This window comes from Deltaproteobacteria bacterium (genome assembly GCA_029210625.1).
Taxonomy (GTDB): Bacteria; Myxococcota; Myxococcia; order SLRQ01; family SLRQ01; genus JARGFU01.
In genome coordinates this window covers 70,900-85,016 of record JARGFU010000013.1, presented here as the reverse complement: position 1 = coordinate 85,016, position 14,117 = coordinate 70,900, and the positions used below count along the sequence as shown (strand labels likewise).

The window sequence follows — 14,117 nt, the reverse complement described above, 5'->3', positions numbered from 1 at the left end:
CCGCCTCTCCTCCGTACACGTACACGTACACGTACCCGTACACGGGTTCTCCCGGGCATCCGTCGGCGCGCCCGTTGACCGAGGAAAGGCCGTGTACGTTCACGTGTACGTGTACGTGTACGGCCGGCTTCGCAGGAGGCCTACGGCTTCTCGGCGTAGTACCCCTCGGTGATCATCCTCCCCTCGGGCCGCGACTTCGACCCCTCCGGCCCGAAGGCGGCGATGACCTCGGCGAGGCCCTCGGGGGTCTCCCGTTCGAAGGTCTTGCCGGCCTCCGCCACGCTCTCCACGTGGAGGGTCTGGGTCGGGAAGGCGAAGTCGACGTTCAGCTCCTTCGCCAGGCGCAGGATCTCCAGGAAGATGTCGTGGCGGGCCTTGAGCTCCTCGCTCCAGCCCGGGACCTTCAGGAAGAAGTAGAGCATCACCTCCAGGGAGCTCTGGCCGAAGTCCCGGAAGTGGATCTCGTAGACGTCCTTCCGGGTGGCCGGGTTGGCCTTGAGGATGGCGCGGATGCCCTCGACGAAGGCCTGCATCTGGTCGGGGCTGGTGTCGTAGGTCAGGCCGAGGGTGGCCTTCACTCGCCGGTACTGCCGGGCGCCGTAGTTGTCGACGGTCGAGTCGGCGACCCGGGCGTTCGGCACCGAGATCAGCGAGTTGTAGAAGGTGCGGATCCGCACCGAACGGAAGCCCACCGACTCGACCACGCCCTCGGTGCCCGCGGTCGCCACCCAGTCGCCGATGTGGAAGGGGCGGTCGAGGAAGATCGTGAGGGCGCCGAAGAGGTTCTTCACGGTGTCCTGCGCCGCCAGGGCGAAGGCCAGGCCGCCGATGCCGAGGCCGGCCAGGAGGCTGCCCACGTCCACGTCGAGGTTCTGCAGGACGAAGACCACCCCGAGGGCCACGGTGAAGACCTTCAGCGCCGTGGCCACCAGGGGCACCAACTGGTCGTCCATCTTGGTCTCGGTGGCCGCCGCCTTCGACTCCAGCCAGCCGACGAAGAGGTCGATGAGGCGGTAGGCCGCCCAGACCAGGCTGAAGGCCGCCAGCACCTTCACCACCAGCACGGCCATGGCCGCGGTCTTCACCGGCAGGCGCAGCGCGGGCAGGAGCAGCGCCGCCGTAGCGGCCGCCGCCAGGACCCCCAGGGGCTTGGAGACCTTGTTGAGCAGCTCCTCCCCCCAGGTCACGCCGAGCTTGCCCATCCACCGGCGCAGCTGGGAGGTGACCACCAGCACCACCAGCACCCGCACGAAGAGGGCCAGGAGGATCAGGATCAGCAGGCCCAGGATCTTCCAGATCTCCAGGCCGAGGACCGAGCCCTGCATCCACTCCGGCAGGCGCCGGGAGAGGGTCTGGAGATCGACGGCGAAGGTGTCCGCGTAGAGCGCGGGGGCGCGGCTGACCGACGAGGCGCTCCAGAGCCACTGGTCGCCCACCTTCTCCAGCCAGAGCTCGGGCTGCTTGCTCGGGAAGAGGACGTAGCGGCGATTCCCGGCCTCGTCCTCGTGGTCGGGGTCCTTGGGCAGGCTCTCCATCTTCACCCAGAGGCCGCGGGCGTCGAGGATGTCCTTGATCTGCCGGGCCCGCTCGGGCCCCACCGAGGCGTCGGGCTCCTCGGAGAGATCGAGGCAGGCTGCCGCCTTCTTGGGCCGCAGGTTGTCCGGCTGCTGGAAGGAGAGCAGCACGTCGACCGCCGCGTAGGGGGTCGCGCAGGGACCCTCCGGGGCCGCGGCCGGGGCGGCCTCCTGGGCGGCCGCCGGGGCGAGCCAGGCGCAGAGCGCCAGGAGCGTGAGGAGGGAGGGAAGGACGCGGGCCACGAGCAGGTTCCTCATGGCCCGCCCTTCTAGAACGGTTCCGACCTGACCTGAACCCACGCTGGGATCAGCGCAGCTTCTTCCAGCTCCCGCTCACCGCCCGGCCCACGTAGGGATCCTCGGCGGCGATGACGTACTCGGCGCGGCGGTTCGCCGCCTCGTCGGTCTCGTCGGGGGTGGCGACGGCCAGGGCGCTCTCGCCGAAGCCCCGGTAGCGGATCGGCAGCGTGATCCCCTTCCGGGTGAAGTAGCGGCCGATCGCCAGGGCCCGGGCCTCCGAGAGCTTCTGGTTGAAGTCCGGCGCCGCGACGGTGTCGGTGTGGCCGGCGATCCAGAGGGTGGCGTCCCCGGTGGACCCGTACTTGCGGGCCATCTCCCGGATCTGCTCCAGCACCGCCTCGAGCTTGGGCGCCTCTTCGGCGGTGATCTCGGACTTGCCGGAGGCGAAGATCACCTCCTCGTGGGGGATGACCACCTGCCAGGGGAAGTAAGCGATGCCGTTGTGGTAGCCGACCTCGTCCTCGACCTTCAGCTCGATCTTGACGATCTCTCCGGCGCCCTCGGGGACGGTCCAGACGATCTTCAGCGCGCTCGCGTCGTCTCCCTCACCGAAGGACTGCTCCTGCTCGGCCAGCACCGTGCCCCCCAGCCCGCTCACGCTGACGCGGGCCTTCACCGGCAGGCGATCGACGCCGAACTCGAGCTCGCCCGCCAGGAGCTTCTCCCGCTCGCCGCGGGCCTTCAGCTCCAGCGGGCCGGCGTTGGAGGTGGTGAAGGAGAGCGGCATCTCGCCGTCCCCACCGTCGGCGAAGGCGACCGAGAGCGTGCCGCTCCAGCGGTGCAGGCCGCGGGTCGCCTGCAGGGGGATTCGCAGCTTGCCCCCGGCGGGCACGATCCGGCGCTGGAGGCTGGCCCGCCCGCCCTGCTCGGAGGTGAGCTCCAGCTGCAGGCTCTTCACCTTCCGGTTCACCCGCAGGGTCAGGACCGGCGTCTTCTTCTTGCCGACGACCCCGTCGAGCTCGACGTCGATGTCGTCGGCCCGGGCGGCCGCCGGGAGGAGGAGGGTCAGGGCGAGCAGGACGATCAGGAGCAGGGAGCGAGGATGTCTCATCGGCGGCGTCTCCTTCCACCCGCGAGCACCATCTCGGGCAGGCGGCCCTCCCCGGCGTAGGCCTCGATGGCCTCGGGGGCCAGGGGGTCGAGCCCCTGACGGTGACACCAGCCCAGGTAGTCGATGATCAGCTCGAGGACCTTCTGGTGGCCCTCGACGTGATCCCCCTCCGCCGCGAGGAAGGCCGCCGCGATCTGGAGGGAGTCGAGGCTGGCCCCGAGGGCCGAGAGGCCGATCCGGAGAGCGTCGCTGCGGCGCTCGTTGAGGGTGGAGAACATGGTGTGGCGGCGGAGGTGGACGGCCAGGTAGAGGTGACCGAGGCAGGCGAGGCCGCGGGCCTCCGGCTCGAGCGCGGCCCAGGCCCCGACCGAGCGCAGGAAGCTCTCGAGGCGCTCGATGTCCTCGGCGCTCTCGAGGTCGAGCATCGCCCCCAGCCTCACCGCCTGCTGGCGCAGATCCTGACCCAGGGTGGAGGTCACCAGGCTCCGCAGCTCGGGCAGCCCCTCGAAGAGGGCCACCTCGGGGGAGGGCCCGACCTTGAAGGGGAAGACCGGGACCCGATCCCGGGGATCGGCCCGGGTCATGGCCTCCTGCACGTCGTCCCAGAGCCGGTTGAGCTCGACGTCCCGGCCGAGGAAGTCGGGTGGCTTGTAGGGGATCGTCTCCTCGAGGGAGGGTCGCAGGAGCATGAACTCGATCTGGGCGACCGAGTCGCCCCGGCGGGCCAGGTGGAAGAGCAGCAGCACCGCGCCGACCTGCGCGTCCGGATCCTCCGAGCCCCGCAGGGCCGCGAGGAAGCGCCGCCCCAGCGCCCGGCCGACCCCGGTGCGGGTCGCCCGCTCCAGCAGCTCGTGCACGGGCCTGCCCGCGAGCGCACGGGGGGAGGTGTCCCCTTCGGCCTCGGCGGGGGGCGGTGGCGGGTGCTGGCTCATGGTGCCCCTCGAAAATAGCTCGAAGCGAGGTCGACTGCACCTCTCCGGCGCCGCCGAAGCCCGCGATTTTCCACCTTCTCTTGACACCCCGGGCCTCGTTTCCTTAAAAGCCCGCCTTCCGGCCTTCCTTATTGATAGGAGTGTCGGGCTCATCCACAGATCGTCGCCGGGTGGTTCGACTCCGAGCCGCCCCTCAACACCTGGGAGGCCCCAAAGGATGCAGACCCTCGGCCGCCATGCGCTCCTGGATCTCTATGGCTGTGACCCCGCCATCCTCAACGATGGCGCGACCCTCCAGGAGCTCTTGAAACAGACGGCCGTGGAGCTCGAGTGCACCGTGGTGGAGGAGGTCTTCCACAACTTCTCGCCCTACGGCGTCAGCGGCGTCGTGGTGATCGCCGAGAGCCACCTGGCCGTCCACACCTGGCCCGAGCACGGCTTCGCCGCGGTGGACCTCTTCACCTGCAACGACACCACGGCCCTCTCTCTCCTGGCGGAGATCCTCCAGGAGCGCTTCGGCGCCTCGCACTTCGAGTACCGCGAGGAGGTGAGGGGGACGATCCCTCTGCGGATGAAGACCAACCAGAGCACCCAGCACGAGAACGCGCTCCTGCCGCGGGCCGAGGCCGCCACTTGACTGCACCCATCCAGGTTCGCCGGGATGGCCTATCTCCCGACGGGCGCTGGTACACGGACAGCTGGGGTGACGGCCTCCTCTGGTCGGTAGAGGTGCAGGGGGTCCTGCGGGACCTCCAGACCCCCTACCAGCACCTCCGGGTGCTGCAGACCGCCCGGCTCGGGCGCCTGATGGTGCTCGACCACGCCGTCCAGGTGGCCGAGGCCGACGAGGCGGCCTACCACGAGCTCATCGTGCACCCGGGGCTCTGCCGGAAGGGCAGCCGCGACGGCGAGCGAAAGGTGCTCGTCATCGGCGGCGGCGACGGGGGCGCGGCCCGGGAGGCCCTGCGCCACCCCGACGTCGTGCGGGTCGACCTGGTCGAGCTCGACCCCGAGGTGCCGAGGGCGGCCCGGGAGCTCCTTCCCTCGATCTGGCGCCGGCCGGTCGGGGAGGGCCCCCTGGAGGACGATCCCCGCTTCCACCTCCAGGTGGTGGACGGGGCGAGGTTCGTCCAGGACACGGGGGAGCGCTACGACCTGATCGTGGTGGACAGCACCGACCCGGTGGGCCCGGGCGAGGCCCTCTTCACCCGGGCCTTCTACGAGGGCCTCGCGGGTCTCCTCCAGCCCGGCGGCGCGGTCGCCGTTCAGGCGGGCTCCTGGTTCTTCCTGCCGCGGGCCCTCCAGCTCGCCCTGCGAGGTCTGGGCGAGGTCTTCGAGCGGGTCCGGGCCTACCAGTGCTGGTCGGCCATCTACCCGGGAGGACTGTGGAATCTGGTCATCGCCACCCCCGGGGACGACCCGGCCGAGGTTGACGTTAACCGGGCTGACGCCCTGTCGGGATGTGCCTACTATTCCGCCGCCGTGCATGCCGCTGCCTTCGCTCTTCCTCCCGCCGTTCAGGAGGTGATCGCGGGCGTCGAGCGGCCTTGACAGACCGGGGGATTCGCGTTCCCTTGCGCCACCCCGATCAACAGGAGGCCACTCGATGTCCGCAGAGGTCGTCAAGGACCTGAACGAGCTCCTGGCCCTGAAGGGCCGCTCCCTCGGAAACTCTGAATGGATCGAGGTGGATCAGGCGCGGGTCACCGCCTTCGCCGACGCCACCCTCGACCACCAGTGGATCCACATCGACGCCGAGCGTGCGGCGAAGGAGACCCAGTTCGGCGGCACGATCGCCCACGGGTACCTCACCCTCTCGCTGGTGCCGTATCTCTACCATCAGGTCATCGACGTGCAGGGCGCGAAGATGACCATCAACTATGGACTCAACAAGGTCCGCTTCCCCTCCCCGGTGCCCACCGGCAGCAAGGTCCGCCTCGGGCTGACCGTCGGCGACGTCGAGGAGATCAAGGGCGGCTTCCAGGTCATCTACCAGGGTGCCATGGAGATCGAGGGCGGTGAGAAGCCCGCGATGGTCGCCGAGCTCGTGTTCCGTTACTACGCCTAGCCCCCCATCCAGCAACCCGGAGACGTACGGATGAAGCTCTTCGTTCCCAAGGAGCGACTCGATGGAGAGACCCGAGTCGCTATCGTTCCAGAAACCGTCAAGAAGCTCATCGCCAAGCTGAAGCTCGAGATTCACGTCGAGAGCGGCGCTGGCGAGGGCGCGCACATCGCCGACAAGGAGTTCGAGGCCGCGGGCGCGACCGTGGGCGCTCCCCAGTGGGATGCCGACATGGTCACCTGCATCCGCGAGCCCAGCCTCGAGGACGTGGGCAAGATGAAGGAGGGCGCCCTCCTCATCGGTCTGCTCAACCCCTGGGGCAACCACGACCTGATCAAGAAGCTGGCCGAGAAGAAGATCAGCTCCATCCCGATGGAGATGATCCCCCGGACCACGCTGGCCCAGTCGATGGACGTCCTGTCCTCGCAGGCCTCCATCGCCGGCTACAAGGCCGTGCTGATGGCCGCCACCAAGCTGGACCGCTACTTCCCCCTCCTCATGACCGCCGCCGGCACCATCAAGCCGGCCCGCGTGGTGATCATGGGCGCCGGCGTCGCCGGCCTCCAGGCCATCGCGACGGCCAAGCGCCTCGGCGCCATCGTCGAGGTCTCGGACATCCGCGCCGAGGTCGAGGAGCAGGTGAAGTCCCTCGGCGGCAAGTTCATCCCCCTGCCCGACCTGCAGAAGGGCGAGGAGAGCGGTGGCTACGCCAAGGAGGTCACCCCCGAGTTCCTCGCGAAGCAGCGGGAGATCGTCGCCCAGCACATCGCGCAGGCCAACGTGGTGATCACCACCGCGCTGGTGCCGGGCCGCCCGGCCCCGAAGCTGGTCTCGGCCGACATGGTCAAGAGCATGCGGACCGGCTCGGTGATCGTCGACCTCGCCGTCATCGCCGGCGGCAACTGCGAGCTCTCCGAGCTCGACAAGGAGGTCGTGAAGGAGGGCGTGCTCATCATCGGGCACTCGAACCTCCCCGCGACCCAGCCCGCGGACGCCTCCGTGCTCTTCGCCCGGAACGTCCTCGAGCTCCTCCTCCACATGCACGACAAGGAGGGGAACTTCTCGTTCAACTTCGAGGACGAGATCGTCGACGGAGCCGTCACCACTCACGAAGGCAAGATCCGCAACGAACGCGTCAACGACGCCATCAACCGGAGCGCAGCATGACCGGCGCACTACTGATCAGCATCTATGTTCTCGTGCTCGCGTCCTTCCTCGGTCTCGAGCTCATCTCCAAGGTCCCGCCGACGCTGCACACGCCGCTGATGTCGGGCTCGAACGCCATCTCGGGCATCACCATCGTGGGCGCGCTCATGTCGGCCACGACCGGTCACGAGATGGTCGCCAACATCCTTGGTGCGCTGGCCATCGGCACCGCCATGATCAACGTCATCGGCGGCTACATGGTCACGGACCGTATGCTCGGCATGTTCGGAAAGAAGAAGTAGGAGGCCACCAATGAATTCTCAAATGGACACCCAGAGCCTCGTCATCTACGGGGCTTACCTCATCTCGGCCGCCTTCTTCATCCTGGGCCTCAAGCGCCTCGGCAAGGTGCGCTCGGCCCGCGGCGGTAACACCCTCTCGGGCGTCGGCATGGCGATCGCCATCGTCGCGGCCCTCTTCGAGGCCAACCACACCCTGACCCTCGAGGGTCAGGTCGGGATCGGCTGGACCTGGGTCGCCGGTGGCGCGATCGTCGGCATCCTCATCGGCGGCATCGCTGCCATCCGGGTGCAGATGACCGAGATGCCGGAGATGGTCGCCCTCTTCAACGGCTCCGGCGGCGTCGCCTCGGCGCTCGTGGGCGGCTCCTACGTCTTCCGGGAGCTCCTGGAGAACGAGTCCGCCGCAGGGCTCACCCTCGCGGACGTCCCGGGCGTGGGCGGCAGCTCGGCCTTCACGGTCATCCTGTCGATCCTCATCGGCATGCTGACGCTGACCGGCTCGATCGTGGCGTACCTCAAGCTGCGCGGGAAGTTCGACGCGCCGATCCTCCTGCCGGGTCGGAACTTCATCAACCTGCTGCTCCTCTTCGGCAGCATCGGCATCGGCGCCTGGGCCGCCTTCGGCGTCTCGGATCCGACGACCACCCTCTGGGTCTTCATCGGCGTGGCCGTGGCCGCCTCGATCCTGGGCGTCATGGCGGTCATCCCGATCGGCGGCGCCGACATGCCGGTGGTCATCTCGCTGATGAACTCCTACTCGGGCCTGGCGGCCTGCGCGACGGGCTTCGTGCTGAACAACAGCCTGCTCATCGTCGCCGGTGCGCTGGTCGGCGCCTCGGGCCTGATCCTCACCAAGATCATGTGCGTGGCGATGAACCGCTCGCTGGCGAACGTGCTCTTCGCCGGCTTCGGTGCCACCGCGAGCGAGGCCGACAAGAAGGACGCCCGTGACTACAAGAACGTGCGCTCCGCCGACCCCGAGTCCGCCGCGATGATCCTCGAGGCCGCCGAGTCCGTGATCTTCGTGCCCGGCTACGGCCTGGCCGTCGCTCAGGCTCAGCACGCCTGCAAGGAGCTCGGTGAGCTGCTCAAGAGCCGCGGCTGCAAGGTCACCTACGCCATCCACCCGGTGGCAGGCCGGATGCCCGGTCACATGAACGTCCTGCTCGCCGAGGCCGACGTGCCCTACGACGAGCTGGTCGAGATGGACGAGATCAACCCCGAGTTCAAGAACACGGACGTCGTCATCGTCGCCGGCGCCAACGACGTCGTGAACCCGGTGGCCCTCACCGACCCCAACAGCCCCATCGCCGGGATGCCCATCCTGACGGTGCACGAGGCCAAGACCGTCTTCGTCATCAAGCGGTCGCTCTCGCCGGGCTTCGCTCAGATCAAGAACCCGCTCTTCGAGGCCCCGAACGCCATGATGATGTTCGGCGACGCGAAGGGGATGCTCCAGGGCATGATCACCGAGCTGAAGGAGGCCCTGAAGGCGGCCTAGCACGGCCCCCTCGAGGGACCCCTGAAGGACGAGGGCGCGATCGGCGAGGCCGGTCGCGCCCTTCGTCTTTGGTTCGCCCGCGACCCTCCCCGAGAGCAGGTCGAGCAGGTAGGCTGCGCCCATGAAAAGGTCGCCCTCGCTCCCCCTCGCCGGCCTCCTCGGCCTCTCCCTCCTGCTCTCCGGCTGCCCGAGCTTCGACAAGAAGGCGATGGAGAACAACCGGCCCCTGGTGAGCGCCGGCGAGGATCAGTCGGTGAACGGCGGTGAGACGGTGACGCTCTCCGCCACCGGCACCGACGCCGACCAGGACGAGCTCACCTACTACTGGCGGCAGACCCAGGGTCCGGGCGTCACCCTCTCCGAGCCCACCGCCCGCGAGGTGACCTTCGCCAGCCCCGAGGAGAACACCACCCTGGTCTTCGAGGTGCGCGCCTTCGACGAGTTCTCCGAGAGCCCCCCGGACCTGGTGCTGGTCGATGTGCGCTTCAACCGCCCGCCGGTGGCTGACGCCGGCACGAGCTGGGTCACGCCCAACGGCACCCCCCTGCGCCTGCGGGGCAACGCCATCGACCCGGACGGGGACGCCATCGCCAGCTGGCAGTGGACGGTCGTCTCGGGCCCCACCGGCGCCGTGCTCTCCAGCCTCCTCACCGACGCCGACACCCGCCTGCCCACCTTCCGCTCCTCGGTGAAGGGCGACTACCTCCTCGAGCTGGTCGTCGGCGACGGCCAGGCCCTCTCCGCGCCGGTGGAGACCCTGGTCCTGGCCGAGAACCAGGCCCCCGTGGCGCGGGGCTCCGCGACCGCCTCCGCCGTCGACCCCTTCCGCTTCCAGCTCACGGGCTCGCCCTCCAGCGACCCCGACGGGGACGCGATCGCCGGCTGGAGCTGGCGCATCGCCAGCGTGCCCTCCCACGGCACCGCCTCCTTCGACGGGGCCACCGATCAGATGACCGCCACCCTGCAGGTGGTGGGCAGCGGCAACTTCGAGGTCGAGCTCGTCGTCACCGACCCCGAGGGCGCCGAGAGCGCCCCGGCCCGGGTCCGGGTCTACGCCAACCAGGCTCCCCTGCTCTCGCTCAACGGCCCGAGCTTCGTCGCCGGCGCGGGCAAGGCCTTCCCCCTCGACGCCTCGGGCAGCGTGGATCCCGAAGGTGATCCGATCCTCGTGACCTGGACCCGCACCAGCGGCGCTCCCCTCTTCCCCGACTCCCAGGTCGGGCTGCGGCCCGTGATCCTCGCGCCCTCCTACCGCGATCTGGTGGACGCCGGCGATCCCACCTCGGCCGTCTACGAGGTGGTGGCCTCGGACGGGGTCCTCGAGTCGGACCCCCAGACCGTCACCCTCTTCGCCGGGCCCTCCGAGAACGACGCGGTGGTGGTCAGCAGCGCCGCCACCGCCTCCGATGACGGAGGCTGCGGCACGGTGGAGCAGCCCTGCGAGACCCTCGCCCGCGGCCTCGAGCTCATCACCGGCGGCGGCGCCCAGGGTGACGGCCGGACCCTCCTGCTCACCACCGGCGCCTTCACCGACACCACGCCCCAGGAGCGGGCCTGGCCGGCCGGGGTCGACCTCGAGGGCGGCTACGATCCGGTGACCTTCGTCCGCACCGCGGAGCTCACCGAGGTGACCTTCGTGCAGACGGCGCCGGCCTGTAACAACAGCACCTGGGGCGTGACCCTGCCCTCCGGCCTGGCCGTGAAGTGGAGCCAGATCCACGCCCGCCACACCCTCCCCTGCACCAACACCGCCCGCCTCTTCCTCTGCTCCGGCTGCGTGGCCACCTTCGAGGACTGCGCCGCGGGCATCGACGCCCAGCCCTTCTCCTCCTACGTCTTCGTGGCGCAGTCCGGCGGCAACCTGACCCTCGACCGGGTCAGCATCCTCACCAACGGCGGCCAGCACGCCGACGGCCTCTGGATCGGCGGCAGCACCCTCACCCTGCGTGACTCGAGCGTGATCACCAACAAGGGCATCTCCGGGGGCCGGGCCCTCGAGCTCGCCACGGGCACGGCCGTCATCGAGCGCACCTACCTCGGGCTCATCGGAGGGGCGGGCTCCACCAACACCTCGGACACCATCCTGGTCACCGGCGGAGACCTCTACCTGCGCAACTCGGTGGTCCACCACCAGGCGACCACCAACAGCGCCCTCGAGATCCGCGGCGGCACCGCGACCCTCGAGAGCAGCACGGTCATCGCCAGCTCCACCTCCGCCGGCGGGCTGGTCACCCAGGTCCCGGTGAACGTGGCCAACACGATCTTCGACGGCGGGGACTACGGGATCGTCCTGACCAACGTGGCCTCCCGCGGGAGCCTGCTCTTCTCCAACGCCCTGGCCTCCGACGGCGCGGCCCTCCTGCGCTGCCGCAACTCGGCGAACATCGCCGATCTCGACCAGAACGATCCGACGGACCTCTCGGCCTGCAACGACTCGGGGACCCCCTGGACCGGCAACCTCGCCGGCCCCTGCCCCTTCGTCGACGCCGCCACGGCCGACTTCCACCTCGAGACCGGCCTCGCCAACCCCTGCCTCGACGCCGGCGCCGCCACCACGCCGCTGGGGGTGATCCCCTCCGACGACCTCGACGGCCAGAGCCGGCCCCGGGGCGCCGGGCCGGACATCGGCGCCGACGAGGCCTGATCCCGTCGGAAACGCGCCCTTCCCCCACCCCCCTGTAGGGAGAAGCGGACAGGGCACTCAAACCCATGGAATGACTGGCGTTTCTGGTCATCCATCGCTAGCGGTCTGTTTTTCCCGACAGACCCCATTTCCCAAGTGCTTGAAATCACTGGGATTCGAACCTGGCACCATACTTGGAATGGAAGGGAGGCAAGAACGCTCTCTCGGAACGACCCAAGGAGGTAGCCATGACGACCCAGAACAAGACCCATCCCGACAACCAGGGTGAGAAGACCTTCGCCTTCGGCGGCGGCATCCTCGGACTCATCGTCTTCCTGATCGTCGGCCTGCTCCCCTCCCTCGTCTACGGTGGCTTCGCCGGCGCGGCCCTCGCGGCGGGCCTGCTCGGCCACCCGGTGGACGCCAGCCTGATGGCCCGCGGCATCACCATCTTCGGCATGGTCGCCGGCCTGCTCTCCACCGCCGGTGTCTTCGTGGTGGTGGGCGCGGTGCTCGGCAGCACCATCCACGCCCTGGCCCGCGCGACCATGAAGACCGAGGTGCCCGAGGCCAAGGACGAGACGGCAACCGAAAACGCGAAGTAGAGCGTCGATCACTCCCCCCACGTGAAAGCGTGGGGTCGACGCCGAGGCGGACCTGCAAGCGCGGTAGGTCCGCCTCATTTTATTTGGGGGAAGTTCCACTCCCCCCAAACCCCTCAACTTGCTCCAGGCCTGCACAGGACCGCTGAGCTTCGCCGGCTTCGCGCCGCCTTCGCTCGCTTCTGCCGGGGGTTCCCGGGTCGCCGCCTTCGGCCGCTTCGGCGATGGGGTCAGACCCCGACCATTGACCTTGGCCGCTTCTGGCTTGGGTTCGGGGGTCCCTGTGCTAGAGAGTGCTTCCGATGGCTGCGCTGAACGACGTCCCGGCTCTGCCGGAGGGCTGCCCCTGGGCCGACTGGGCCCGCCCGAACATCGACTGGTGCGAGGAGGAGCTCTGCGCCTGGATCGTGAACCCGGCGGACACCTGGTCGAACCTGCCGATGGTGGCGGTGGGGATCTGGATGATCTTCCTCTTCCGCAGGCACCCCGAGCCGCTGATGCGCTGGTTCGGGCCGATGCTGATCTTCCTGGGGCTCTCCTCCTTCGCCTTCCACGGCTCCTACACCTTCTTCTTCCAGTTCTTCGACTTCGTGGGGATGTTCCTCTTCATCTTCCTGCCCCTGGTGCTGAACCTGCGCCGGACGGACGCGATCACGCCCGGTCGAGCCCGCTGGCTCTACCTGGGCGGCTCCCTCCTCTTCTCGGCGCTGGTGCCCCTGGGGGTGGCCGTCCGATTCCCGATCCAGCTGCTGGTCCTCGGCCTCATCCTCTTCGTGGTCGGGCAGGAGATCTGGATCCGGCTGCGGACCACGACCGCGACGAACCTGGGGCTCTTCCTCTGGGCCTGCCTCTTCCTGGGGGCGGCCGCGACCCTCTCGGCCCTGGATCTCTCCCGGGTCTGGTGCAACCCCACCGATCACCTGATCCAGGGGCACGCCTTCTGGCACATCCTCTGCGCGGTCTCGTTCACCTTCCTGGCGGTCTTCTACGCCCGCCAGCCCTCCCTGGGGGCCCCGGCCGATGGATGAGCAGGACCGCCCGGAGGAGGAGCGGGGGCCGAGCCGCTCCCAGCGCAAGCGGGATCTGGAGGCCGTCGCCGAGCTGGCCCGCCAGCTGGTGGAGCTCCCGGTGGCCTCGCTCGAGCGCATCCCGCTGGACGCCCACCTGCGGGAAGAGGTGGACGAGGGGCGGCGCCTGCATCAGCGCGGCGCCCGCAAGCGCCAGCTGAAGCTGATCGCCGCCCTCCTGCGGGAGGCGGATCACGAGGCCATCCAGGAGGCCTACACCGCGCTCTCGAGGCCGGCGCCGGGGGAGCGCGCGGAGCTGAAGGCCATCGAGCGCTGGCGCGAGCGGCTGCTGGCCGAGGGCGCCGAGGGCGACGCCGCGCTCACCGAGCTGGTGGAGACCTTCCCGGCCATCGACGTCCAGCGCCTGCGGCAGCTGCAGCGCACCGCCCGAAGGCCCTCCTCGGAGGAGAAGGGCAAGAAGGCGGGGCGGGAGATCTTCCAGCTCGTCGCCGAGCAGCTCCGCCGGACCTAGTGCGTGTCGTCGCTGCCGTGGACGTGGCGGTGCGCGACCTTCAGCTCCTCGAGCTTCGCGAGGCGCCCGGGATCCAGGGGCTGCCCCTGCATCGGGAAGGCCAGGCCCCGCTCGGTCCACTCGGGGACGAAGAGGATGGGCTGGGCCTCGCCGTTGTAGCCGACCTGAACCAGCAGGCCGGCCTCGAAGGTGCGGCAGTCGTTCTCGCAGCAGGTGAAGGTCTCGAGCACCCGGTAGAGCCCCTCGGGCAGCACCGCCTCGAGGTCTTCGGCCTGCTCGTCCTCGGCGAGCGTGCGCCCCTGCTGCTGGAAGCGCGCCCGGTTGAACTCCCAGCCCTCGGGCAGGTAGATGCCCGGGCCGGGGTCACCGTGGTTGTGGAAGTAGACCAGCCGACCGGCGGGCACGCCCTCGATCTCGGCGGTGGTCTTGTAGAGGCCGCACTTGGGAAGGGTCATGGGCGACAGGGTCGTCATGATCCGTGA

General features: G+C 69.4%; 14 protein-coding genes. 10 read left to right on the top strand and 4 right to left on the bottom strand.

The features are described from left to right. Nucleotides 1-140 precede the first annotated feature (140 nt). The 3 genes from P1V51_13785 to P1V51_13775 are packed head-to-tail and all read right to left on the bottom strand — an operon-like array spanning nucleotide 141 to nucleotide 3,857. Nucleotides 141-1,832, bottom strand: coding sequence for a mechanosensitive ion channel family protein (locus P1V51_13785; protein MDF1564115.1), 1,692 nt, complete (start codon nucleotides 1,830-1,832; stop codon nucleotides 141-143). Between the two features lie 49 nt (nucleotides 1,833-1,881). After that, nucleotides 1,882-2,925: an OmpA family protein gene (locus P1V51_13780; GenBank protein ID MDF1564114.1), complete on the bottom strand. Its 1,044-nt coding sequence runs from the start codon at nucleotides 2,923-2,925 to the stop codon at nucleotides 1,882-1,884. Further along, nucleotides 2,922-3,857 carry a hypothetical protein gene (locus P1V51_13775; GenBank protein MDF1564113.1) on the bottom strand — a complete coding sequence of 312 codons (936 nt, stop codon included), beginning with the start codon at nucleotides 3,855-3,857 and terminating at the stop codon, nucleotides 2,922-2,924. Before P1V51_13775 ends, P1V51_13780 begins: the two co-directional genes overlap by 4 nt. 217 nt (nucleotides 3,858-4,074) lie before the next feature. Here P1V51_13775 and speD point away from each other — a divergent pair, with 217 nt between their 5' ends. The 10 genes from speD (at nucleotide 4,075) to yjgA (ending at nucleotide 13,635) form a co-directional block, all read left to right on the top strand. Then, a complete protein-coding gene (speD, locus tag P1V51_13770) occupies nucleotides 4,075-4,494 on the top strand; it encodes an adenosylmethionine decarboxylase (GenBank protein ID MDF1564112.1) in 420 nt (139 codons plus the stop codon). Further along, nucleotides 4,491-5,408, top strand: coding sequence for a polyamine aminopropyltransferase (gene speE / locus P1V51_13765; protein MDF1564111.1), 918 nt, complete (start codon nucleotides 4,491-4,493; stop codon nucleotides 5,406-5,408). The genes speD and speE overlap by 4 nt, the downstream gene beginning before the upstream one ends. 55 nt (nucleotides 5,409-5,463) lie before the next feature. Continuing rightward, nucleotides 5,464-5,925, top strand: coding sequence for a MaoC family dehydratase (locus P1V51_13760; GenBank protein ID MDF1564110.1), 462 nt, complete (start codon nucleotides 5,464-5,466; stop codon nucleotides 5,923-5,925). 30 nt (nucleotides 5,926-5,955) lie between these two features. Beyond that, a complete protein-coding gene (locus tag P1V51_13755) occupies nucleotides 5,956-7,089 on the top strand; it encodes a Re/Si-specific NAD(P)(+) transhydrogenase subunit alpha (protein ID MDF1564109.1) in 1,134 nt (377 codons plus the stop codon). Next, nucleotides 7,086-7,370, top strand: a complete 285-nt coding sequence (locus P1V51_13750) for an NAD(P) transhydrogenase subunit alpha (GenBank protein MDF1564108.1) — start codon at nucleotides 7,086-7,088, stop codon at nucleotides 7,368-7,370. Before P1V51_13755 ends, P1V51_13750 begins: the two co-directional genes overlap by 4 nt. A 22-nt stretch (nucleotides 7,371-7,392) precedes the next feature. Then, entirely contained in the window at nucleotides 7,393-8,871 is a 1,479-nt protein-coding gene (locus P1V51_13745; protein ID MDF1564107.1) for an NAD(P)(+) transhydrogenase (Re/Si-specific) subunit beta, read from the top strand. A gap of 121 nt (nucleotides 8,872-8,992) precedes the next feature. After that, the gene (locus P1V51_13740; GenBank protein MDF1564106.1) at nucleotides 8,993-11,515 is read left to right on the top strand and encodes an Ig-like domain-containing protein; all 2,523 of its coding nucleotides are present in this window, start codon (nucleotides 8,993-8,995) and stop codon (nucleotides 11,513-11,515) included. Between the two features lie 227 nt (nucleotides 11,516-11,742). Then, nucleotides 11,743-12,099 carry a hypothetical protein gene (locus P1V51_13735; protein MDF1564105.1) on the top strand — a complete coding sequence of 119 codons (357 nt, stop codon included), beginning with the start codon at nucleotides 11,743-11,745 and terminating at the stop codon, nucleotides 12,097-12,099. A 299-nt stretch (nucleotides 12,100-12,398) separates the two neighbouring features. Beyond that, nucleotides 12,399-13,124, top strand: a complete 726-nt coding sequence (locus tag P1V51_13730) for a ceramidase domain-containing protein (protein ID MDF1564104.1) — start codon at nucleotides 12,399-12,401, stop codon at nucleotides 13,122-13,124. Further along, complete coding sequence (gene yjgA, locus P1V51_13725; protein ID MDF1564103.1) at nucleotides 13,117-13,635, top strand: ribosome biogenesis factor YjgA; 519 nt, start codon at nucleotides 13,117-13,119, stop codon at nucleotides 13,633-13,635. Before P1V51_13730 ends, yjgA begins: the two co-directional genes overlap by 8 nt. On the opposite strand, the gene P1V51_13720 is transcribed toward yjgA, so the two are convergent. Then, entirely contained in the window at nucleotides 13,632-14,090 is a 459-nt protein-coding gene (locus P1V51_13720; GenBank protein ID MDF1564102.1) for a hypothetical protein, read from the bottom strand. The two genes, yjgA and P1V51_13720, sit on opposite strands and share 4 nt — an antisense overlap. Between the last annotated feature and the right edge of the window lie 27 nt (nucleotides 14,091-14,117).

Coding starts and splice junctions, on each gene's coding strand:
- P1V51_13785 (MDF1564115.1), bottom strand. CDS start 1,832: ATGAGGAACCTGCTCGTGGCCCGCGTCCTTCCCTCCCTCCTCACGCTC.
- P1V51_13780 (MDF1564114.1), bottom strand. CDS start 2,925: ATGAGACATCCTCGCTCCCTGCTCCTGATCGTCCTGCTCGCCCTGACC.
- P1V51_13775 (MDF1564113.1), bottom strand. CDS start 3,857: ATGAGCCAGCACCCGCCACCGCCCCCCGCCGAGGCCGAAGGGGACACC.
- speD (MDF1564112.1), top strand. CDS start 4,075: ATGCAGACCCTCGGCCGCCATGCGCTCCTGGATCTCTATGGCTGTGAC.
- P1V51_13760 (MDF1564110.1), top strand. CDS start 5,464: ATGTCCGCAGAGGTCGTCAAGGACCTGAACGAGCTCCTGGCCCTGAAG.
- P1V51_13755 (MDF1564109.1), top strand. CDS start 5,956: ATGAAGCTCTTCGTTCCCAAGGAGCGACTCGATGGAGAGACCCGAGTC.
- P1V51_13750 (MDF1564108.1), top strand. CDS start 7,086: ATGACCGGCGCACTACTGATCAGCATCTATGTTCTCGTGCTCGCGTCC.
- P1V51_13745 (MDF1564107.1), top strand. CDS start 7,393: ATGGACACCCAGAGCCTCGTCATCTACGGGGCTTACCTCATCTCGGCC.
- P1V51_13740 (MDF1564106.1), top strand. CDS start 8,993: ATGAAAAGGTCGCCCTCGCTCCCCCTCGCCGGCCTCCTCGGCCTCTCC.
- P1V51_13735 (MDF1564105.1), top strand. CDS start 11,743: ATGACGACCCAGAACAAGACCCATCCCGACAACCAGGGTGAGAAGACC.
- P1V51_13730 (MDF1564104.1), top strand. CDS start 12,399: ATGGCTGCGCTGAACGACGTCCCGGCTCTGCCGGAGGGCTGCCCCTGG.
- yjgA (MDF1564103.1), top strand. CDS start 13,117: ATGGATGAGCAGGACCGCCCGGAGGAGGAGCGGGGGCCGAGCCGCTCC.
- P1V51_13720 (MDF1564102.1), bottom strand. CDS start 14,090: ATGACCCTTCCCAAGTGCGGCCTCTACAAGACCACCGCCGAGATCGAG.